22 protein-coding genes are annotated in these 20379 nt (G+C 40.6%); 9 read left to right on the top strand and 13 right to left on the bottom strand.

Annotation, left to right across the window (positions count from 1 at the left end):
- Positions 1-419: 419 nt before the first annotated feature.
- The 11 genes from nqrM to CWC17_RS06125 all read right to left on the bottom strand — a co-directional run bounded on the left by nqrM (position 420) and on the right by CWC17_RS06125 (position 10348).
- Positions 420-632: a (Na+)-NQR maturation NqrM gene (gene nqrM, locus CWC17_RS06175; protein ID WP_004587136.1), complete on the bottom strand. Its 213-nt coding sequence runs from the start codon at positions 630-632 to the stop codon at positions 420-422.
- Between the two features lie 162 nt (positions 633-794).
- The gene (locus CWC17_RS06170) at positions 795-1826 is read right to left on the bottom strand and encodes an FAD:protein FMN transferase (protein WP_138612354.1); all 1032 of its coding nucleotides are present in this window, start codon (positions 1824-1826) and stop codon (positions 795-797) included.
- 97 nt (positions 1827-1923) lie between these two features.
- Positions 1924-3153 carry an NADH:ubiquinone reductase (Na(+)-transporting) subunit F gene (nqrF, locus tag CWC17_RS06165; RefSeq protein WP_055014971.1) on the bottom strand — a complete coding sequence of 410 codons (1230 nt, stop codon included), beginning with the start codon at positions 3151-3153 and terminating at the stop codon, positions 1924-1926.
- Positions 3154-3171: 18 nt separating this feature from the next.
- Positions 3172-3780, bottom strand: coding sequence for an NADH:ubiquinone reductase (Na(+)-transporting) subunit E (nqrE, locus tag CWC17_RS06160; protein ID WP_004587139.1), 609 nt, complete (start codon positions 3778-3780; stop codon positions 3172-3174).
- Between the two features lie 10 nt (positions 3781-3790).
- A complete protein-coding gene (locus CWC17_RS06155; protein ID WP_004587140.1) occupies positions 3791-4423 on the bottom strand; it encodes an NADH:ubiquinone reductase (Na(+)-transporting) subunit D in 633 nt (210 codons plus the stop codon).
- Positions 4423-5175 (bottom strand): Na(+)-translocating NADH-quinone reductase subunit C, encoded by a 753-nt coding sequence (locus CWC17_RS06150; protein ID WP_055014970.1) that lies wholly within the window; start codon positions 5173-5175, stop codon positions 4423-4425. Before CWC17_RS06150 ends, CWC17_RS06155 begins: the two co-directional genes overlap by 1 nt.
- Complete coding sequence (locus CWC17_RS06145) at positions 5168-6370, bottom strand: NADH:ubiquinone reductase (Na(+)-transporting) subunit B (RefSeq protein ID WP_055014969.1); 1203 nt, start codon at positions 6368-6370, stop codon at positions 5168-5170. Before CWC17_RS06145 ends, CWC17_RS06150 begins: the two co-directional genes overlap by 8 nt.
- A gap of 3 nt (positions 6371-6373) precedes the next feature.
- Positions 6374-7717 carry a Na(+)-translocating NADH-quinone reductase subunit A gene (locus CWC17_RS06140; RefSeq protein ID WP_138612353.1) on the bottom strand — a complete coding sequence of 448 codons (1344 nt, stop codon included), beginning with the start codon at positions 7715-7717 and terminating at the stop codon, positions 6374-6376.
- 354 nt (positions 7718-8071) lie between these two features.
- Positions 8072-9265 (bottom strand): enoyl-ACP reductase FabV, encoded by a 1194-nt coding sequence (gene fabV, locus CWC17_RS06135; protein WP_055014967.1) that lies wholly within the window; start codon positions 9263-9265, stop codon positions 8072-8074.
- 104 nt (positions 9266-9369) lie between these two features.
- Positions 9370-9681 carry a BolA family protein gene (locus tag CWC17_RS06130; protein WP_138612352.1) on the bottom strand — a complete coding sequence of 104 codons (312 nt, stop codon included), beginning with the start codon at positions 9679-9681 and terminating at the stop codon, positions 9370-9372.
- Between the two features lie 55 nt (positions 9682-9736).
- On the bottom strand, positions 9737-10348 hold the full coding sequence (locus CWC17_RS06125; RefSeq protein WP_138612351.1) for an alpha-ketoglutarate-dependent dioxygenase AlkB family protein: 612 nt from the start codon (positions 10346-10348) through the stop codon (positions 9737-9739).
- A 42-nt stretch (positions 10349-10390) separates the two neighbouring features.
- Here CWC17_RS06125 and CWC17_RS06120 point away from each other — a divergent pair, with 42 nt between their 5' ends.
- From CWC17_RS06120 to CWC17_RS06105, 4 genes are read left to right on the top strand one after another with little or no spacing between them, the layout of a single operon-like run.
- On the top strand, positions 10391-11533 hold the full coding sequence (locus tag CWC17_RS06120) for a methyltransferase (RefSeq protein WP_138540615.1): 1143 nt from the start codon (positions 10391-10393) through the stop codon (positions 11531-11533).
- Position 11534: 1 nt separating this feature from the next.
- The gene (locus tag CWC17_RS06115; protein ID WP_138540614.1) at positions 11535-12095 is read left to right on the top strand and encodes a YajG family lipoprotein; all 561 of its coding nucleotides are present in this window, start codon (positions 11535-11537) and stop codon (positions 12093-12095) included.
- Positions 12096-12097: 2 nt separating this feature from the next.
- Entirely contained in the window at positions 12098-12715 is a 618-nt protein-coding gene (locus CWC17_RS06110; protein ID WP_055014962.1) for a peptidylprolyl isomerase, read from the top strand.
- A gap of 46 nt (positions 12716-12761) precedes the next feature.
- Positions 12762-14141: an AmpG family muropeptide MFS transporter gene (locus CWC17_RS06105; RefSeq protein WP_138612350.1), complete on the top strand. Its 1380-nt coding sequence runs from the start codon at positions 12762-12764 to the stop codon at positions 14139-14141.
- A gap of 71 nt (positions 14142-14212) precedes the next feature.
- Here the strand turns inward: CWC17_RS06105 and CWC17_RS06100 are convergent, their stop codons facing one another.
- Entirely contained in the window at positions 14213-14452 is a 240-nt protein-coding gene (locus CWC17_RS06100; protein WP_004587151.1) for a helix-turn-helix domain-containing protein, read from the bottom strand.
- 501 nt (positions 14453-14953) lie between these two features.
- Between CWC17_RS06100 and CWC17_RS06095 the strand changes: the two genes are divergently transcribed.
- On the top strand, positions 14954-15142 hold the full coding sequence (locus CWC17_RS06095) for a hypothetical protein (RefSeq protein WP_138540612.1): 189 nt from the start codon (positions 14954-14956) through the stop codon (positions 15140-15142).
- 48 nt (positions 15143-15190) lie between these two features.
- Here CWC17_RS06095 and erpA read toward each other — a convergent pair whose 3' ends face one another.
- A complete protein-coding gene (erpA, locus tag CWC17_RS06090; protein ID WP_002958911.1) occupies positions 15191-15529 on the bottom strand; it encodes an iron-sulfur cluster insertion protein ErpA in 339 nt (112 codons plus the stop codon).
- A gap of 246 nt (positions 15530-15775) precedes the next feature.
- Between erpA and CWC17_RS06085 the strand changes: the two genes are divergently transcribed.
- The 4 genes from CWC17_RS06085 (at position 15776) to hemL (ending at position 20349) form a co-directional block, all read left to right on the top strand.
- Positions 15776-17458, top strand: coding sequence for a chloride channel protein (locus tag CWC17_RS06085; RefSeq protein WP_138540611.1), 1683 nt, complete (start codon positions 15776-15778; stop codon positions 17456-17458).
- A 7-nt stretch (positions 17459-17465) separates the two neighbouring features.
- On the top strand, positions 17466-17900 hold the full coding sequence (locus tag CWC17_RS06080) for a CopD family protein (protein ID WP_138540610.1): 435 nt from the start codon (positions 17466-17468) through the stop codon (positions 17898-17900).
- A gap of 116 nt (positions 17901-18016) precedes the next feature.
- On the top strand, positions 18017-19033 hold the full coding sequence (locus tag CWC17_RS06075) for an aspartate carbamoyltransferase (protein WP_055014958.1): 1017 nt from the start codon (positions 18017-18019) through the stop codon (positions 19031-19033).
- Between the two features lie 35 nt (positions 19034-19068).
- Complete coding sequence (gene hemL, locus CWC17_RS06070; protein WP_138612349.1) at positions 19069-20349, top strand: glutamate-1-semialdehyde 2,1-aminomutase; 1281 nt, start codon at positions 19069-19071, stop codon at positions 20347-20349.
- Positions 20350-20379 lie beyond the last annotated feature (30 nt).

The following is a 20379-nucleotide window of genomic DNA, read 5'->3' as shown; positions in this document are numbered from 1 at the left end:
ATAATAAAAATAAAGACTTAGTTTATATTTAGTAAGCTTAAGGAGGAAAGATAAGGAGAATTAATGAAGTTAAAAATAAAGCCGCATAAACAAAAACAGCCCAAATTCAGTCACCACCGAACTTGAGCCGCTTTTCACACTGACAACATCTTCACACACAATATAAAGATTCTTTTAAGCGAGGCTAACTTCATGCCTCTAGCTTATGACGAGAGCCTTACTCCGTGTCTATGGTTAAACTTTAGAGTGTTAGCTCCAATTTGACAAACGAGAAAAATAAACCTAATAGGTGAAAAAAACTAAACTATAGACCTTGGTCTAATACATTTAGCTTGTGTTTATTTAAAACAGAATCTGGGCACTAAATATACAGATACAAAAAAAGCGCCATAAGGCGCTTTTTGTCATTAAGCTACTGCTTAAATAATTTGGTTTTCTTTCCAGGCTTGCTCTTTAGCCATACGCTTTTTACGCTTATCACAAGGATCGTCACAATCACAGGCTTTATCAATACCTACCGAGCCTAATCCACCACAACTACTTGCCATAGATTTTCTTTGCACGATCATACCAACAGCCATAGCTATCACGATTAAAATTAATAAACCAAATGTAAGAAGAAAAAGTGACATTGCTTAGCCCCTATTGATCAGCAATAAATTATGCTCAAACATTGTTGAGCGACCGCTAAATTATACACCCAAAACCCACATAGATGCGAGAGAAGTCTATCTCAAAAAATCGACTGTAATATGCGTTTAGCACTAATAAAGTGTTAGCTAAAGGCCATTATATTACAAATAAGGTTTAAATGCAGTGCTCGCGTAAGTCACAATGCCTTTGTCTGATTTAGCCATTAAGTACACTGGTAAATCGTGCTCTTCAGCATATGCTTTAGCATCATCCATTCCCATAACCGTTAATGCCGTTGCTAAGCCATCTGCGGTCATTGCACTAGGGTGTAATACAGTAACCGACACTAAGTCATGTTTGATTGGCATGCCTGTTACAGGGTCTATTAAATGGGTGTAGGTTTCGCCATCCATTTTATAAAAAATACGGTAGTCACCTGATGTTGCAATGCCATTCGTACCGGGCGCTAATACGCGGTGAACTTTTCGCTCGCCTGGTGGGGCATCTGGCTGCTCTATCGCGATTTTCCAATCTTGGTTATTTGGCTTTTCACCGCCAATGCGCAGTTCCCCACCTATTTCTACCATGTAGTTACTAATATTTTGACTTTCAAGTAATTGCGCTACTTTATCAATGCCATACCCTTTCGCTGTGGCCGAAAACGACAGCTCTAAACCATCAACTGTTTTAGCAAGACCCTGCTCAGTAAGGTTGAGTTTATCTACACCAATTTTTTCAATCATTGCAGCAAGTGCTTCATCACTTGGGCGCTTAGTTGGTTTTTTATCAGGTCCAAAGCCCCATAAATCTATTAACGGGCCCATCGTTACATCAAGCGTTTTGGTCGACTTACCTAAACGAATCGACTCACTCACCACAGCCCTAAAGTCTTCACTAATTGGCATAACCTGACTGGCGGGTAGTTTATTAAATGTGTTAATTTCAGAGCCTGGGATATACGTAGACATAGACTGATTTACTGCTTTTAGCTCATCATCTATTTGCTGCTGTAACTTAGTGGCATCAATGTTTTCATCGTCGGCAAAGTATTTAATATGATAGGTAGTGCCCATCGTTTTGCCTTCTAAAAATACCTCTTGAGGTGTTTTATCAGCCCCACAGCCAGAGATAAATAGCATTATAGTTAATAAAAAAATACTGATAACGCCTTGAGAACTGCTTACTCTGTTCATTAAATTAGCCCATATAAAATAAAATAAAAAAGCCTCGTAGCACAAAGTGCGACGAGGCCTGTATTTTAACCAAAACTAAGTTGTTTTGATATGGGTGTTAGCCACCGAAGTCATCTAGTAAGATGTTTTCGTCTTCTACACCTAGGTCTTTAAGCATGCCGATAACAGCCGCGTTCATCATTGGAGGACCACACATGTAGAACTCACAATCTTCTGGCGCTTCATGATCTTTCAAGTAGTTTTCATAAAGTACGTTATGGATAAAGCCTGTGTAACCTTCCCAGTTATCTTCTGGTTGTGGATCAGACAATGCGGTATGCCATACAAAGTTATCGTTTTCAGCTGCTAAGCCGTCGAAATCTTCAACATAGAACATTTCACGCTCAGAACGCGCACCATACCAGAAACTAATCTTACGCTTAGAGTTTAAACGCTTAAGTTGGTCAAAGATATGTGAACGCATTGGTGCCATACCTGCACCACCACCTACGAATACCATTTCAGCGTCAGTGTCTTTAGCGAAGAACTCACCAAATGGACCTGAGATAGTAACCTTGTCGCCTTTTTTAAGTGACCAAATGTACGATGACATTTTACCACATGGTAGGCTTAGGTTTCTTGGCGGCGGCGTAGCAATACGCACGTTAAGCATGATAATGCCTTCTTCTTCTGGGTAGTTAGCCATTGAGTATGCACGAATTGTTTCGTCGTCTACTTTTGACTCCAGGTCAAAGAAACCAAAGTGATTCCAGTCGCCACGATACTCTTCAGGAATATCGAAATCTGCATATTTAACATGGTGAGCAGGCGCTTCGATTTGGATGTAACCACCCGCACGGAAAGGCACTGATTCGCCATCTGGAATTTGTAGCTTAAGCTCTTTAATGAACGTTGCTTTGTTATCGTTAGAGATAACTTCACAATCCCATTTTTTAACACCGAAAATTGACTCTTCAAGTTCAATTTCCATGTCGTTTTTAACATTTACCTGACACGCTAAACGACAGCCTTCACGGGCTTCACCTTTAGATATGTGATCAAGTTCTGTTGGTAAGATATCGCCACCACCTTCTTTGATGTGTACACGACACTGACCACAAGAGCCACCGCCACCACATGCAGATGATACGAAAATACCTGATTCAGATAGCGCGCCTAAAAGCTTGCTACCTGCTGATGTTTTAATGGCTTTATCTGGATCGCCATTAATACCGATGATGATGTCACCGCTTGCAACTAACTTAGATTTAGCACCAATGATAACTAAAACTAGTAGTACAACGATAGCGATGAAAACACCAACGCCTAAGAAAATCTCATAACTCATGATTTATCCTCGCTACCTTTACAGTGAAATACCAGAGAATGACATAAAGCCAAGACCCATTAAACCAACAGTGATGAAGGTAATACCTAAACCACGTAGGCCATCTGGCACGTCTGAATATTTCATTTTCTCACGGATACCTGCAAGCAATGTAATTGCAAGCGCCCAACCAACACCAGCGCCAACACCATAAACAACAGACTCACCGAAGTTATAGTTACGCTCAACCATGAATGATACCGCACCAAAAATTGCACAGTTAACTGTGATTAGTGGTAAGAAGATACCTAATGCGTTGTAAAGTGCAGGGAAAAACTTATCTAATGCCATTTCCAAAATTTGCACTAGTGCTGCAATAACACCAATGAATGTTAAGAAACGTAAAAAGCTAAGGTCTGCTTCAGGGTAACCAAGCCACTCTAATGCACCTGGTGCAAGTACGGCATGGTAAACCAAGTTATTTACTGGTACAGAAATACCTAGTACAACAATAACGGCTACACCTAGGCCAATTGATGTAGTTACTTTTTTAGATACAGCTAAGAAAGTACACATACCTAGGAAGAAAGCTAAAGCTAAGTTTTCAATAAAAACCGCTTTTACAAATAAACTAATATAATGTTCCACTGCTTGCCCCTTACGCTTTAGCTTCTACTTGGTCTTTCTTATAAGTACGAAGTACCCATATGAATAAACCAATGATGAAGAATGCACTCGGTGGTAAAATCAATAGACCCATAGGTTGATACCAACCACCATCTTGTACTAATGGGATAATATCAACACCGAATAGTGTTCCCTTACCAAATAGCTCACGAATGAAACCAACAGTAAGTAATACCACTGAGTAGCCTAGACCATTACCAATGCCATCTAAAAATGACATAAGTGGTGGCGACTTCATTGCGTATGCTTCAGCACGACCCATAACAATACAGTTAGTAATAATTAGGCCAACGAATACAGAGAGCTCTTTTGCCGTAGCGTAAGAGAATGCTTGTAATACTTGGTCTACAACAATTACTAGTGAAGCAATGATCGTCATCTGTACGATAATACGTACTGATGAAGGTATGTGGTTACGAATGCTTGAAATGAACAAGCTAGAAAACGCCGTTACTAATGTCAATGCAATTGACATGATTAAGGCATTTTTTAAGCTAGACGTTACCGCCAGAGCAGAACAAATACCAAGTACTTGTAATGCGATTGGGTTGTTAGCTAAAACCGGACCAAATAGGACCGATTTCATTTCTTTAGTATCAGCCATTATTTCAACGCTCCTTCACGTACCTTCGCAAGGAAAGGACCAAAGCCGTTTTCACCAGTCCAAAAGTCAACTGTGTGATCAACACCATTAGAAGTTAGTGTAGCACCTGATAAACCATCAATTTGATGTTCGTTGCTAGCACCGCTTTTCATAATGTTAATAGGTAACTCTTTACCTTGCCATTTAGCTGTCCATTGTGGGTTTTGAATTTCGCCACCCAGGCCTGGTGTTTCGCTATGCTTGTAGAAGTTGATGTTTTTAACTGTTTCGCCATCGCTTTCAAGCGCTAAGAAACCGTACATAACACCCCAAAGGCCGTAACCTTGGATAGGTAAAATGATTGCATCTGTAGAGCCATCTTCTTTTTTAGAGATGTAAACAGGTGAGTTTTTAGTCATACGCTGAATACCAGCGATGTCCTTAATCCCTTCTGCTTTAAGTGCAAAACTTCTTTGTTGATCGAATTTCGTTTTTTCGAAATCAAATGAGTTAGGATCAGCACCTTCAACAAACTCGCCAGTGTCCATATCCACAACACGTGCTTCGATTTTGCCATCAAATGTGTCAGATACAGAACTTGCAATTTCAATATCAGCTGCTGCTAAGATATTACGTTGAATATCTTGAGTTTTATTAGCTTGCTGTAAAGGACGAAGCTGTACAGAAGCAAACGATACAATAATTGCACACACTAAACATAGTGCAACAACAACCGTTAACGTTTTGCCGATTGATTCGTTATTACTAGACATTACGTGCCAACCTCCGCTTGATATTAGCTTGCACTACAAAGTGATCGAACAGTGGAGCAAATAAGTTAGCAAATAAAATTGCTAGCATCATGCCTTCTGGGAAAGCAGGGTTTACTACACGGATCATAACTACCATAAAGCCAATAAGCGCGCCGTATGCGAACTTACCTTTATCGGTAAATGCAGCTGATACAGGGTCAGTAGCCATAAAGAACATACCAAATGCAAAACCACCTAGTACTAAATGCCAATGCCAAGGCATTGCAAATACAGGGTTGCTCTCAGAGCCAATTGCATTTAATAAGAATGCAGTTGCCACCATACCTAGGAATACACCTAGTACAATGCGCCAAGAAGCGATGCGAACGTAAATTAAGAATAAGCCACCAATAAGCACAGCAAGGGTAGATGTTTCACCTACAGAACCTTGAATGAAACCGTAAAACGCATTCCACCATAGCTCCATGTTGCTGTAATCAAGAGTGCCTACAAACGCTTGACCTAGCATAGTTGCACCAGAGAACGAGTCTACTGCAGTCCATACTGTGTCACCTGAAATTTGTGCAGGGTATGCGAAGAATAAAAACGCACGGCCCGCTAATGCAGGGTTTAAGAAGTTACGCCCTGTACCACCAAAGATTTCTTTAGCAATAACCACACCAAACGTAATACCTAACGCCACTTGCCATAATGGAATAGTCGCAGGCAAAATAAGTGCAAATAACACAGAGGTTACGAAGAAACCTTCGTTAACTTCATGCTTACGCACAGAGGCGAATAGTACTTCCCAAAAACCACCGACTGCAAACGTAACGGCGTATATTGGTAAGAAGAAACATGCTCCGTAGAACATTTTAGCGCCCCAGCCCGACTCAGCAGTTAATTCACCACCAAATAACTGGAACACACCAACCTGCCAAGAATTTGCTAGTTCAAAACCTTGTGCTAAAGCACCTGCGGCCTGATGACCGATGTTGAACATACCAAAAAACATAGCTGGGAACGTCGCCATCCACACTAAAATCATCATACGTTTTAGGTCGATATTATCGCGAACGTGAGTTGCGCCTTTATTTACATAACCTGGCGTATAAAAAATAGTCGCGGCTGCTTCATACAGGGCGTACCATTTTTCATGTTTACCACCTGGTTCAAAATGCGGCTCAATGTCTTCTAAAAATTTCTTTAAACCCATCTCTTAGCCTTCCTTCTCGATCGTTGTTAAGCAATCGCGTAGGATAGAACCATACTCGTATTTGCCCGGACAAACGAAGGTACATAACGCTAAATCTTCTTCATCAAGTTCAAGCGCGCCTAATGAAATTGCACTGTCTAAATCACGTGCGATTAAGTCACGTAATAATAGTGTTGGCAAAATATCTAACGGCATTACGCGCTCGTAGCTACCAATTGGAACCATGGCACGTTTTGAACCACCTGTAGACGTTGTCATTTTAAATAAACGACTCGGTGCAAGGTGAGAAAGGAATGTACGCGTTACAGAGAATTTATTACTACCTGGTGCAATCCAACCAAACAGCTCTTTTTCGCGACCTTCAAGTAAAACTGACACCTGAACGTGGTAGCGACCCAAGAATGCATGAGGACCTGAAGAAATAGCGCCAGATAAAACAGAACCAGAAATTACACGGTTATCACCGTCTTCTAATTCGCCTGCCACTAAATCATCTAATGAAGCACCTAGTTGTGTTTTCACTAAACGAGGATTTTTAACGCGAGGGCCTGCAAGTGAAATTACACGGTCAGTGTTGATTTCACCAGTAAGGAATAAGTGACCATAGGCGATAACGTCTTGGTAACCAATATGCCAAACTTGTTTATTCACAGATACTGCGTCAAGGTGATGAATATGAGTACCAACTAAGCCTGCTGGATGCACGCCACCGAACTCATGTACTTCTACTTGAGCGATAGACGAGCTAGGAACTTGACTGCCAGCTTGCTTACATACAAATACTTTGCCATCGGTCAAACGCGAAACAACAGCAAGACCCGCTTCAAATGCAGCTGCATTTTCGGCAATAATTACTGCAGGGTCTGCAGCAAGTGGGTTTGTGTCGATAGCGGTTACAAAGATAGAGCTAGGATTTGCATCCAACGCAGCTACTTTGCTAAATGGGCGAGCACGAAGTGCTGTCCATTGACCTGACTGAACAAGTACTTCTTTGGCTTTTTCACGCGATAAGCTTGCAAGCTCATCTGCATTGAAAGAGTCAAAGGTGATTTGCTCACTGCCGTTTACTTCAATAACAACAGATTGCAGCACACGTTTAGCACCACGATTAATTTCTTTTACTGTACCAGAAGCTGGTGCAGTAAATAGGACGCCTGGGTTCTTTTTGTCTTCAAAAAGTACCTGGCCTTTTTTGACTTGGTCATCCACACGAACATGCATGGTTGGACGCATACCGATAAACTCTTCACCTAGCACAGCTACACGTTTGATGGCAGAACCATCATGAATAACTTGCTGAGGCGCGCCCTCTATGGGTAAATCCAGACCTTTTTTTATGTTGATCATACGCACTTGCATTAATTAACGGAAAGAAACTGAAAAATCGTATCAACCACGTCGCCATTTGAGTTATCCAAGATATATCAAGGTACAAAAGAACAACTTGCTAGGAATATCAAACAAGCAACGCAGTAAAACTCCTCACATATTGCTCCGATTTTAACATCATTATGGACGACTATGCGAGTGTATTTATGAAAATTATACGACAGAAACGCTTATTTAGTTTTGTTAAGTGTTTTAAATAAAAATCAAGGTAGACCAAAGTGGTAACCTAAGCACCTAACGACCACAAAATATTTAAAACACTAAAAGCAAAAAAGCCGCAATAAGCGACTTTTTATAATTACACAGTATGATTTAGTCAATCATGTTTGCAATTGGCTTCACTGCATCTACATCTTGCTCATAGTCAACAGCGTCAATGCCAAAACCGAATAAACGTAAAAATTCGTTATGATAGCCCACGTAATCAGTTAGCTCATCAATTGAGCTCGTATCTACTTTATCCCAAACAGCTTGCACACGCGCTTGTACATCGTCTTCTAGCTCTTTGTAGTTTTGGAATAAGTGGCCGCCTTCGTCAAAACGTGGGTTTTCACCGTATAAGTTTTCGCTAAATAAAGCATGAATCTGCTCAATAGTGCCCTCATAAGTGCCATCGGCTTTCATTACTTTAAATAAAGCAGAGATATATAGCGGCATAATAGGAATTGCAGAGCTTGCCTGAGTGACAACCGCATTTAAAGACGATACATAGGCTTGACCATTTAAATCCTTTGTTGATTCTTTAATTGCAGCCGTTGCACGGTCTAAATCTTCTTTTGCTTTACCTATTGTTGCGTGTCCGTAGATTGGCCACGTTAACTCTTTACCTATATATGTATACGCAGTAGTTTTAAAGTTATCGGCTAATACATCGGCTTCTTTTAATGCATCAATCCACATTTCCCAATCTTCACCGCCCATCACTTTAATGGTGTTGTCGATGTCATCTTGGCTTGCGGCTTCAACTGTTACTTCGTCAATTACGCGCTTTGACGTATTTAAGTTTTTAGTAGTAACGGCATTGCCAATTGGCTTAAGTGTTGATGAATACACTTCACCTGTATTTGGATCAGTACGACGAGGTGATGCTAAGCTGTAAATAATACAGTCTACTTTGCCTAAATCTGCTTTGATTGTCTCAATTGCCTTTTGCTTAATTTCGTTAGAAAACGCATCGCCATTAATATTTTTTGACCAAAGCCCAGCTTCATCTGCAGCGTCTTGAAATGCTGCTGTATTGTACCAACCAGCAGAACCCGTTTTACGCTCTGTACCTTCTTTCTCAAAGAAAATACCCAATGTTTTAGCACCACCACCAAAAGCAGCCGTAATACGAGACGCTAAACCGTAGCCAGTAGATGCACCTATTACGAGTACATTTTTAGGCGCATCTTTTAATTTGCCTTGTTGTTTTACATAGTTAATTTGTTCTTGAACATGCTCTGCACAGCCTACAGGGTGTGCGTTAGTACAAATAAATCCACGAATTTTAGGCTTAATGACCATTGATCATCCTATATCTTTTGCAATAAAAATTAGCGCTAGTTTAAAGGCTAATACTAAAAACACTGATCTGATCAGTTAAACACCGATCAAATACCCTATTTATATTAATTCAGCTTTGAGCCACCTAAGCAATCAGGTGAGTCTGGCGCTTCGCCGCCTTGCTCTGCAAATTCATCAGGCGTGTAAGTATGAATAGCTAATGCGTGTATATGATTTGCTAATTCATCTTTTAGTACTTCGTTAATTTGGCGGTGACGCTGCAGTAAACGTTTACCCGCAAACTCTTCGCTCACTACAATCACTTTAAAATGCGACTCAGTGCCGGCGCTGTGCATATGGCTTTCGTTAATTACGTTTAAATGCTTACAGGCAATCGCACTACTAAGCTTGTCTTGGATTTGTTGTTGCATTGACATTAAAACACCATATTTAGTCACTAATTTGTGCAGCTACTATAACAAGTTAATTTAACTAACTAAATTGCTTTTGTTTAATGTGCTCAATAAATCGGTACGTTAAGCTAATGCGTGGGTGCGCAAGGGTTGTTTGTTTAGGTATTGCGTGCTGGTAGTCGCGCTGACTATGCCCGCTCATCACTAAGCAACTGCCACTTTGTAATTTTAAGTCGGTGACTTTATTCGTGGCCTTTTGTTTTAACTTGAGTACGCGCTCAGCACCGAGCGATATACATACTATGGTAGGCTCTGGGCCGAGCTCTATTTCATCATCACTGTGCCAGCCCATAGTATCGTTACCATCACGATAGTAATTGACTAATAGCGAATTAAGCGGCTTGTTTAAATGTCGCTCTAAACGTTTGCGCATCGTTAAAAGTACATCGTCCCACGGCTCTACTACTTGTTTGCTGTGTGAGTAGCCATATTCAATATTTAAATCACTCATAAAGCATTGCAAACGTGGTATGGGTCCAGTTCTGCCATACACTGTAACATTAGGCTGCTGCCAGTTAAGGTTTTTTTGTAAATAATAGAATAAATCGAGGCTTTTTTGCGCACTAAGCGCCTTACTTTGATAAGAAAAGCCGTTTGGTAACTGTTGGGGGTTGGCGTTTTGCCGTTGCATGTTAGAATTTACCTACATTAGATTTCTGATCAACAAACCATTATGACGACGCAAGCCCAGCTAGGCGATAAAACATTTACTCTTGAACGTTTCCCTTTGGATCAAAAAAACCGCAGTTTACAAGCATGGGATTCGGCCGATGAGTACCTTATCAATTATGTTAACGAACATCACCCTGATTGTCGCTCATTACTCATTTTAAACGACGCGTTTGGTGCCCTGGCCTGTTATTTTAGTGAATTAACGGTTTGTTCAGTTAACGATTCTTATATTAGCCACCAAGCTGCAGCCTATAATTTAAAAGAAAATAAACTATCAACAGCACAATTTACACAGTTAGATAGCTTATCTGCGCTGCCTGAAGAGGTTGATTTAGTACTAATAAAAGTGCCACGTAACGTAGGGTTCTTACAGTTTCAATTAAGTGAGTTAAGTGAAGTACTTGCCCCTGGCACACCGGTTATTGCCGCGGGTAAAACAAAGGAAATACATAATTCAACTATAAAAGCGTTTGAGCAATTTATTGGCGAGACCAAAACAAGCTTGGCCGTTAAAAAGTCGCGTTTGATATTAAGTACAGCAAAAGGCGGTTATAAAGCGGCTAACTTTCCGGTCAGTTGGCAACTTGAAGGCACTGATTTTAATATAACGAACCATGCCAATGTGTTTTCGCGCGATTCGTTAGATATAGGTGCACGGTTCTTTTTTAATTACTTGCCACAAACCTCCAAGGCAAAAAGCATTATCGACTTAGGCTGTGGTAATGGCGTAGTGGGCTTAATGACGCTATCACGCTGTCCAAATGCGTCGGTAACCTTTGTTGATGAGTCGTACATGGCGGTCGAATCTGCACGTTTAAATGTAGAACTTAACCAAACAAATAGATTTGATGACTGCCAATTTATAGAAAATGATTGCTTAACTGGCTTTGAAAGAAACAGTGTTGATATGGTGTTGTGTAACCCGCCATTTCACCAAGCCCAAGCCGTTACCGACCACATTGCGTGGCAAATGTTTAAACAAGCTAAAGATACATTAAAAGAAGGTGGCGAGCTGCGTATTATTGGTAATCGTCATTTAGATTATCACGATAAATTAAATCGTATGTTTGGTAACTGTAAGCTATTAGGTTCAAACAAAAAGTTTGTAGTGCTCAGCGCAACTAAAAATAGTGGGATGCTATAAAATGAAATTAACTAAATTTATTTTAGCCTGTTGCTCCATGCTGGTGTTTAGCGCATGCAGTAACCAGCCAAACCAAGTGATATTAAACCCAGTTTATAAAAACGGTCAAATTAGTGTTATATCAGCCAGTTTAAGTACCAGCGTCATTGATTTACGGGGCGATAGCGCAACCCTTAAGCTTGTTGAGTCAGATAAAACTAAAACCTTTGCAAGCCAAGATATTGTTACCTCTGTTAAAAGCGTATTAGATAGCGCGCTAAACCGTAACGGAGCAAGTATTTCTAACCTAGCAACAACCCGCTTTGAACTAGACATTCATGCCTTACAAGCACTAGTGACTGAAAAGCTCATGAGCCATACTAGCGAAGCGAACATTGAATTGGGTGTGCGCGTACTTCGCTCTACCAGTAATTTCACTAAGGTGTACCGCGGCAGCGCAAATTTAGAAGGGCCGCTGAGCCACGATCGCGCCAAAATTGAAGGTCAACTCAATAAGTTGACGGAACAAATTATAACCCGCATTGTATCGGACCCAGAATTAATTGAATTTTTAGAAGGTTAACAATGAAACAATTTTTAATCTGCTTGAGCCTACTATTTAGTGTAAGCACCTTTGCCGCGCAAGAAGGCCGTTTTGTACAAAAAGACAATATTTTCCCGCGTGTAGAAATAGTCACGTCATTGGGTAGCATTGTGGTTGAGCTAGACCGCTCAAAAGCCCCTATTACGGTAAATAACTTTTTAACCTACGTAATGGATAAAAGTTACCAAGGCAGTATATTCCATCGTGTAGAACGTGATGTTGAAAACGACCGTGACTTTGTAATACAAGGCGGTGGCTACGATAAAGACCTTGACGGCCTGCACGAAAACGACCCTATATTTAACGAAAGTGGTAACGGTTTAAAAAATGATATGTACAGCATTGCTATGGCGTATCAAGACCGAGAACCGCATTCAGGAACTCGCCAGTTCTTTTTTAATATGGATGATAACGATCATTTAAACCCAGGAAGAGATTGGGGCTTTGCCGTGTTTGGCAATGTAATGGATGGTTACGACACGCTAGATAAAATTATGGCTGTAGAAACCGGCTTTAATGAAAAAATTGGCTACGACTTTGTACCAAAAACGCCCGTTGTTATTTTAAATATTAAAGTACTTGAGCAAACCCCATTATAAATCACTGAGGTGTAATTAAGTTGCACCCAACGCCAATGAAGGCCCTATGAGCAAAACCCTCTCAATAAGCGAATATTTCTCGTATTTTAAAGATAAACGTTTAATCAATATTTTTATATTTGGTATGAGCAGTGGTTTTCCATGGGTGCTGATTGGCTCAGTTATGTCGGCTTGGCTAAAAGATGAAGGCCTAAGCCGCAGTATGATTGGCTTATTTGGTATTGTATTTGGCGCATACAGCATTAACTTTATGTGGTCGCCACTTATTGATAGAACCAAGCTGCCCTTATTGTACGAATGGTTTGGGCAACGTCGCAGCTGGATACTTTTTTGTCAAAGCTTTATGTTTATTGGCACCCTGCTTTTAGCAGGCCTTGATTTAAAAGCAAACTTAGCAATTGCCGCCGGCTTGTGTTTACTCATCGCAGTCGCCTCTGCCACACAAGACATCGCAATTGATGCATTTAGAATAGATACGTTAAGCGAAAACGAATCTCACAAAGCCACTGCCGCTGCTGCTATGGCCACATCGGGTTGGTGGACAGGTTACGCATTACTTGGTGCTATTCCTTTTTACATGGCCGATATCCCCTCTTTAGATTGGCCACAAGTGTATTACTTTTTAGCCGCTGTTATGTTACTGCTAATGAGCGGCGTGTTGTTTGCTAAAGAGCCTAAATCAAACCGAGAAGCTGTTCACGCAGAGCTTGAGCGTGTATACCTTGAAAAACTAGCCAGCATTAAGCAAACACCCTTTACTAAAGTGATTGCTTGGCTTGGCGTTACAGTGGTTGATCCCTTTAAAACCTTTTTTGCGAAAAATGGCGTAAAAACAGCCCTTGCCTTATTAGCATTTATTTTCTTATTTAAAATTGGCGAAGCTTTTTTAGGGCGAATGTCGATTGTTTTTTATAAAGAAATAGGCTTTAGTAACAGTGACATAGCTACCTTTTCAAAAGTAGGCACAGCCGTACTCACCATTGCTTTTACCTTTGTGGGCAGCTTATTCAATCAAAAGTACGGCATTGTAAAAGGGCTATTTATAAGTGGTGTGGCAATGGCGGGGTCTAATTTAGCATTTTCGGCTATTGCACTGGTTGGCCCTAATTTAGGATTATACGCTTTTGCTATTGTTATTGATGGCTTTACGCAAGCCTGGTCGTTAGTGGCTATGGTGGCGTTTATATCGATGTTATGTGACCGGGCATTTAGTGCAACACATTATGCTTTACTTGCCTCATTAGGGAATTTAGGGCGCACATTGCTTTCAAGTTACAGTGGTGTGGTTATTGATGATTGGCTAATGGGGAATTGGGCATTATTTTTTGTGCTAACGGCGCTAATGGTAATCCCTTCGCTGGTATTTTTATATTTGATTAGGCATAAGCTTTATCAGTTAGAGCAAAATTACCATCAAAATAGGTAATGCATCCCTGCATTAACGTGATTTGCTTAGGCCATTCAAGTGCCCCTTATAACTCCCTGAGCAAAACAATATTAATCCGCTTTAATTAAGCCTAGCGCTTCATGCGGATCAACTTCAAGTGCATTACAGTAACGTACAAACTCAATAACATCTAAGCGGCGTTCTTGATTTTCAATCTTACCGATAAATGAGTGAGGTGTTCCTAGCACTTGTGCTAGGCTACGCATTGTATGACCCTTTTCATGGCGTTTTGTTTTAAGCCATTTAGTTAGCTTTTCGTTTTCTTCAGAAGAAACAGTTTTGCCCATCATTTTACATCTCCTACTAGATGATATGACATACCCGTCAAAGCAGTAGTCACACAATGATTGGTGGCATATAAGCAGATACCCACTACATTTTTCAATAGCAAGCTATTGCTTAAAATAAGCAAAGGTATTGCTACTTATTCAACCTACCAATCTATTCAGTGCTAACCCGCAAAAATAGGATATAGGTTTGTTTTTATTAAGAGTGAAATTTTGCCCGTCTCACTCTTGGATACATTATATACTATTAACAGTTCGGTTAAATAATTAATTACATAGTTTGCATAAATTTACCCAACCACTAACCTTTACTTATGCTGAATATTTAAGTTAACGTACCAATAATATTAAGTTTTTTACTAAAAAATTAATTGTAAGATAAAAGCGCTTTGTTACAAATTAACGTGCGAATAACCTTGCTGTATTGATGTTTAAACAACAGTATCAGTAAAAAAATTCCCCATAAATAACGTTTTTCCCTTATTGAGGGACTAAAGAGGAAGTATGTTTAGAGTCTTATTTTTGTTACCAGTTTTACTATGCTTTTTATGGTTTATGTTTTTACGTCATTACGGCGTACCTATTAAACAAGGTAAGAAAGGCTTTTTATACATTCTTGCTTTTTCTGCGTTTGTATTAGGCTTTTTTGTATTAATAATGCAACTTACCCACTACAGCCCGATTGAATTTTAGACATTAAAAAAGCCGCTAATGCGGCTTTAATAACTAAGCGTAAATTGCTTAAACGCTAAAACTTGCACCACACCCGCAGGTGGTCGTTGCATTAGGGTTAGATACAAAAAAGCGTGCGCCTTCTAACCCTTCAGTGTAATCCACTTCGCCATCAACTAAGTACTGAATACTCATTGGATCAATAACCAGCGTTACACCATTTTTAACTATTTCTAAATCACCAGGATTTGCTTTTTCATCAAAAGTAAAACCATATTGAAAACCAGAACAACCGCCGCCTGTTACATAAACACGCAGTTTTAAATCTGGATTTTCTTCTTCGTCGATTAACTGTTTAACACGAACAGCAGCTGCATCGCTGAACTTTATTGGTAATTCTTCAGACATTTTAAAACCCTCAATATCGCAATGGCGTGATTATCTAATACCCGAGTATTTTAATCAAGTATAGTCAAACATCTGTTAGGGTATCTTACTTATTAACCTTTACTTTGGCTGGTACCAAAACAAATAGTATTGAGAGAGACGCTGTAATATTTGTTAATATTAGTAACTAAATTTGCAAAATCACAAGGACTTACCTGCGCTCTTTTGCTAAACTGCTCGCTGAAAAAATGTGGCGGAGAATACAGCATGTGGCTTGAGCAACTCAGGCGTCGATTAGCAAAACCAAAAACCTCTGTGCAATTATGCTTATTAGGCGTAAGTGCTGGTTTAATTGCTGCATTTTTTATCATTTTATTTCGCTTAACGATTCTGTTTTTTCAAAGCTTATTTTTAGACACTCCTGATAACTTTACCACTATCCCTACTCTTGAACGGGTTTTAATGCCATTAATTGCAGCGCTATTAATAGCAACCTTTGCCGCGTTTACTGGTTTTAAGCACTATCGTTTAGGCATTCCTTTTGTTATTCATCGTATTAAACGCCATTATGGGCAAATGCCTTTGTACAATACTGTAAACCAATTTGTTGGTGGTGCACTGGCATTAATAAGTGGTTTTTCGGTTGGTCGCGAAGGGCCATCTGTTCATATGGGCGCTACTGGCGCAAGTATATTAGCCGACAAACTGCATTTACCACACAACGCCATGCGCACATTAAGTGGCTGTGGTGTCGCCGCTGGTATTGCAGCCTCGTTTAATACCCCACTGGCTGCGGTTATTTTTGTTATGGAAGTGGTGCTACGTGAGTATAAAGTGCATATTTTTGTACCAATTATGCTTGCTGCGTTAACGGGCGCTTTAGCAACACAGTTTGTGTTTGGTGAAGGCTCGGAGCTGGCACTTATTAGCATTACGCCATTGAGTGGTTGGCATTACCCATATTTAATTTTATGTGGTATGGCCTTAGGGGCAATTGCCTATAGCTTTAATCAAAATTTAATGCTGATCATAAAAACATTTAAACCTTTAAGCATGTTTCCTCGTTTACTCATTGCAGGTTGTATTGCGAGTATTATTGCCTATGCAGTGCCCCAAGCGATGGGCTCAGGTATGAGCGCAATTACGATTGCGGTTGAATCGCCAGAAAACGCGCAGCTACTTACCACTATTTTAATAGCTAAACTGCTGGCCACCCTGTTTGCAATTGGCTTAGGTATACCCGGAGGGTTAATAGGCCCTGTAATTGGGCTTGGGGTTTTAACCGGTACTTTAATGGCCTTTTTTGCCCAGTTTATAAGCCCAGGTGCTGACATTGCGGGCACATACGGCGTATTAGGCATGGCAGGGTTACTCGCAGCTACATTACATGCGCCGTTAGCTGCATTAACAACGGTGATGGAGCTTACCTCCTCGCCAGAGATTATTGTACCGGCCATGTTAGTGATAACAACCGCTTATGTAACGGCGCTGCAAGTATTTGGTAATCGGTCTATATTTTTGCAACAGCTCGATTTTCAAGGGCTCCCCTATCATGTATCGCCCGCAACGGAGGCGCTACAAAAAGTGGGCATAATGGATGATATGGATGAAAACTTTAAGCTGCTTTATTCTGATGATAAAGAGCAAATAAAAAACACCCTAGATGCCATGGACAGCCAAACCCCTTTAATCGTCTTCGACGAAGAAAACGGCTATCGTTTAGCAGAGTATGACCTTACTCTGATGTCGGGCGAAACCATAAATATAAACTACATTAGTTTACAGGGTATTAGCAGCCAATCGACCTTAGCCGATGCCTTTGATATTTTAAAAGATAAACGCAGCGGTGCCCTGTATGTTTACAACTTGCTAGATGACCAACAAATAATGGGGCTATTACGCTGGGATCAAATAAATAATATTTTAACTATTCGTAACAGCCTACTTTAGGATTCTTATGAGCGCTTTATTAATTTATAAAACACTGCACATTTTTTTTATGATTGCTTGGTTTGCCGGTATTTTTTATTTACCTCGGTTATTTGTATACCACGCGATGAGCGAAGAAAAAGCCTGTAACTCAATGCTTAAAGTAATGGAACGTCGGCTACTCTTTTTTGTTACCCCGTTTGCCATTTTAACGGCCGTTTTTGGTGTGCTCACCATTGTAGAATATGGTCGTGAGTGGTTTAGATACAGCATGTGGCTGCACTACAAACTGGTACTGGTCATCATTTTATATCTATACCATGGTTACTGTTTTAAATTACTAAGCGACTTTAAAAACGACAGAAATACCAAAACAGACCGCTTTTATCGTATTTTTAATGAGCTCCCAGTGATTGCGCTGCTAATTATTGTTGCGCTTGCGGTGATAAAACCTAATTTATAAGCATCACAGCGCATGTTAAACTGCGCTGCAATTTACAATACTTGCTATAACACGCGCGATTGCGTGCCCCATTTTTATGGATTATCGCGCCCCTTTGATTGATTAGGAATAACCCCATGTTAAGTTTCCAAGGTGAACATATACTGTCGGTAAATCAACTCGACAGAGACTGCATTGAGCGTATTTTTGCAGTAGCAAAAAAAATGGAGCCTTATGCTAAAAAACAAAAGCAAACAACTGTGCTAGAAGGCGCTATTTTAGCCAATTTGTTTTTTGAACCAAGCACACGAACGCGTGTAAGCTTTGGTACTGCTTTTAATTTACTAGGCGGTGGCGTGCGCGAAACAACCGGTATGCAAAGCTCCGCTCTTGCTAAAGGTGAATCGCTTTACGATACAGCGCGCGTTATCTCGGCATATGCTGATGCCGTTGCTATGCGTCACCCTGATGCAGGCTCGGTAAGCGAATTTTCAGAAGGTTGTACCGTACCTGTTATAAATGGGGGGGACGGCCCTAACGAACACCCTACTCAAGCATTGCTTGACTTACTAACCATTGAGCGTGAACTAAACCGATTTGAGCAAAGTATAGATGGCATGCATATCGCCCTAGTTGGCGATTTAAAATATGGCCGTACAGTCCATTCACTCTCTAAATTATTGTGCCATTACAAAAATGTGAAGTTTTCGATGGTGGCGCCCGATGGGCTGCAAATGCCAACCAGTATTTTAGATGCTGTCGAAAATGCAGGCCATAAAATACAGCTAGTTAACAAAATGGAAGGTAACTTAGCAGCTGATATTGTGTACCAAACACGCATTCAAGAAGAGCGCTTCCCTTCACAAGAAGAAGCCAACAAATACCGTGGCGGCTTTAGAATCAGCCAATCAATTTATAACGCGCACTGTAAGCCAAATTCAGTGCTTATGCATCCGCTTCCACGTGATAGCCGTTTAGAAGCTAACGAGCTTGATAACGACTTAAACAGTAACGACAACTTAGCAATATTTCGCCAAGTGCAAAATGGCGTATTGATTCGTATGGCACTGTTTGCTTTAACCCTCGGCGTAGAAAACAAAGTCGAGCAATATGAAGTAGACGTTCCTTGGTTTAGCCGCAAACGCGACAGCTAAACACTTTTACCAAGCGACAATTTATAGGATTTTTCATGACAATTAGCCAAGATTTATTTAATCGCGCACAAACTTCAATTCCTGGTGGTGTAAATTCACCTGTACGTGCATTTAACGGTGTAGGTGGTACGCCACTATTTATTACCAAAGCAGAAGGCGCATTTACTTTTGATGCTGATGGCAACCGTTATATTGATTACGTAGGCTCGTGGGGCCCAATGATCATGGGCCATAATCACCCAGCTATAAAGCAAGCAGTGCATGAAGCAGTAGAAAATGGCTTAAGTTATGGCGCCCCTACTGAAGCCGAAATTTTAATGGCCGAAAAAGTAAAAGCGCTTGTTCCATCAATCGAAAAAGTACGCATGGTAAGCTCAGGAACAGAAGCCACTATGAGCGCTATTCGTTTAGCACGTGGCTATACAGGACGTGATAAAATCCTAAAATTTGAAGGTTGTTACCACGGCCATGCGGACTCGTTATTGGTAAAAGCAGGCTCTGGGGCACTTACCATGGGTGTGCCAAATTCACCAGGTATTCCTGAGGATTTTGCAAAGCACACGCTTACCGTATCGTTTAATAACCTTGATGAAGTAAAAGCTGTTTTTGAAAAATACGCTGACGACATTGCTTGTGTTATTGTTGAGCCAGTAGCAGGTAACATGAACTGTATTCCTCCTGTTGAAGGCTTTTTAGAAGGCGTGCGTGCAGTATGTGATGAGTACAAATCGGTGCTTATTTTTGACGAAGTAATGACCGGCTTTCGTGTTGCATTAGGTGGCGCACAAGCGTATTACAACATCAAACCTGACTTAACCTGTTTAGGTAAAGTCATTGGCGGCGGCATGCCTGTTGGTGCCTTTGGCGGGAAAACCGAAATTATGGATTACATTGCGCCAGTAGGTCCGGTTTACCAAGCGGGTACGCTTTCTGGTAACCCTATTGCAATGGCTGCAGGTTTAAAATCACTTGAGCTATTAAGCGAGCCAGGTTTACACGATAAGTTAGAAGCAATTTCTAAAGCTATTTGTGAAGGTTTTGAGGCTGGCGCTAAAAAAGCAGGCATTCCTTTAACCACTAACTACGCTGGCGGTATGTATGGCTTTTTCTTTACTGAAGCAGAAAAAGTAACCACCTATAAGCAAGCAACAGAATGTGATTTAGAACGCTTCAAGCGCTTTTTCCATCTAATGCTAGAAGAAGGTGTATACCTAGCCCCTTCGGCTTTTGAAGCAGGCTTTGTGTGCGCTGCGCACACTGAGCAAGAAGTACAAGCGACTATTGAAGCTGCAGAGCGGTCATTTGCTAAACTTTAGGATAATATAAATATTAAACGTTTGTATTAC

The organism is Pseudoalteromonas sp. S3785, assembly GCF_005887365.1.
Taxonomy (GTDB): Bacteria; Pseudomonadota; Gammaproteobacteria; order Enterobacterales; family Alteromonadaceae; genus Pseudoalteromonas.
This window is presented reverse-complemented; position numbering and strand designations above follow the sequence as displayed.

Coding starts and splice junctions, on each gene's coding strand:
- nqrM (WP_004587136.1), bottom strand. CDS start 632: ATGTCACTTTTTCTTCTTACATTTGGTTTATTAATTTTAATCGTGATA.
- CWC17_RS06170 (WP_138612354.1), bottom strand. CDS start 1,826: ATGAACAGAGTAAGCAGTTCTCAAGGCGTTATCAGTATTTTTTTATTA.
- nqrF (WP_055014971.1), bottom strand. CDS start 3,153: ATGAGTTATGAGATTTTCTTAGGCGTTGGTGTTTTCATCGCTATCGTT.
- CWC17_RS06155 (WP_004587140.1), bottom strand. CDS start 4,423: ATGGCTGATACTAAAGAAATGAAATCGGTCCTATTTGGTCCGGTTTTA.
- CWC17_RS06150 (WP_055014970.1), bottom strand. CDS start 5,175: ATGTCTAGTAATAACGAATCAATCGGCAAAACGTTAACGGTTGTTGTT.
- CWC17_RS06145 (WP_055014969.1), bottom strand. CDS start 6,370: ATGGGTTTAAAGAAATTTTTAGAAGACATTGAGCCGCATTTTGAACCA.
- CWC17_RS06140 (WP_138612353.1), bottom strand. CDS start 7,717: ATGATCAACATAAAAAAAGGTCTGGATTTACCCATAGAGGGCGCGCCT.
- fabV (WP_055014967.1), bottom strand. CDS start 9,265: ATGGTCATTAAGCCTAAAATTCGTGGATTTATTTGTACTAACGCACAC.
- CWC17_RS06130 (WP_138612352.1), bottom strand. CDS start 9,681: ATGTCAATGCAACAACAAATCCAAGACAAGCTTAGTAGTGCGATTGCC.
- CWC17_RS06125 (WP_138612351.1), bottom strand. CDS start 10,348: ATGCAACGGCAAAACGCCAACCCCCAACAGTTACCAAACGGCTTTTCT.
- CWC17_RS06120 (WP_138540615.1), top strand. CDS start 10,391: ATGACGACGCAAGCCCAGCTAGGCGATAAAACATTTACTCTTGAACGT.
- CWC17_RS06115 (WP_138540614.1), top strand. CDS start 11,535: ATGAAATTAACTAAATTTATTTTAGCCTGTTGCTCCATGCTGGTGTTT.
- CWC17_RS06110 (WP_055014962.1), top strand. CDS start 12,098: ATGAAACAATTTTTAATCTGCTTGAGCCTACTATTTAGTGTAAGCACC.
- CWC17_RS06105 (WP_138612350.1), top strand. CDS start 12,762: ATGAGCAAAACCCTCTCAATAAGCGAATATTTCTCGTATTTTAAAGAT.
- CWC17_RS06100 (WP_004587151.1), bottom strand. CDS start 14,452: ATGATGGGCAAAACTGTTTCTTCTGAAGAAAACGAAAAGCTAACTAAA.
- CWC17_RS06095 (WP_138540612.1), top strand. CDS start 14,954: ATGTTTAGAGTCTTATTTTTGTTACCAGTTTTACTATGCTTTTTATGG.
- erpA (WP_002958911.1), bottom strand. CDS start 15,529: ATGTCTGAAGAATTACCAATAAAGTTCAGCGATGCAGCTGCTGTTCGT.
- CWC17_RS06085 (WP_138540611.1), top strand. CDS start 15,776: ATGTGGCTTGAGCAACTCAGGCGTCGATTAGCAAAACCAAAAACCTCT.
- CWC17_RS06080 (WP_138540610.1), top strand. CDS start 17,466: ATGAGCGCTTTATTAATTTATAAAACACTGCACATTTTTTTTATGATT.
- CWC17_RS06075 (WP_055014958.1), top strand. CDS start 18,017: ATGTTAAGTTTCCAAGGTGAACATATACTGTCGGTAAATCAACTCGAC.
- hemL (WP_138612349.1), top strand. CDS start 19,069: ATGACAATTAGCCAAGATTTATTTAATCGCGCACAAACTTCAATTCCT.